The sequence below is a fragment of the Halorubrum sp. SP3 genome, assembly GCF_005435195.1.
In the GTDB taxonomy this organism is placed as follows: Archaea; Halobacteriota; Halobacteria; order Halobacteriales; family Haloferacaceae; genus Halorubrum; species Halorubrum sodomense.
Genome location: NZ_SGTU01000209.1, coordinates 264 through 695 on the forward strand (window position 1 = coordinate 264; position 432 = coordinate 695).

A 432-nucleotide genomic window follows, 5' to 3' on the forward strand; every position below is an offset into this window, starting at 1 on the left:
CTAGCTGTAGCTGTCGTCGGATTTGTCTATCTCGTGGTCAAAGTTGAAGATCTCCCGTCACCATCTCAGGTAAACACGCGAGAGAGACTAGTGAGTATCTACTCGTTTGCGAAATATTCATGGCTAGGATCATTAAAGTCGAAGACAAACAACTACGCTGATATACTGATTTTAGGGCTATTTGTGCCTAGTAATTTGATCGGAGTTTACGCGATAGCTTGGAATATTGCTTCGTTTCTAACTATCTTGGGTTCCGCGATTGAGACTACTCTATTTCCGGAATTTAGTCAACTTGAAAACAAAGATGATTACACCGAGATTGCCAACTTATTGGGGAAGAGCCTACAGTATACGGGTCTCTTTGTTATCCCCGGGCTTTTTGGGGGTATCTTACTTGGAGATCGTATTTTGAGACTATATGGCTCTGATTTT

1 protein-coding gene is annotated in these 432 nt (G+C 41.9%); it reads left to right on the forward strand.

What is annotated here, in order from left to right:
* Positions 1–432, forward strand: a 432-nt coding sequence (locus tag EXE42_RS16245; RefSeq protein WP_158293758.1) for a lipopolysaccharide biosynthesis protein, incomplete at both ends; no start/stop codon positions are given.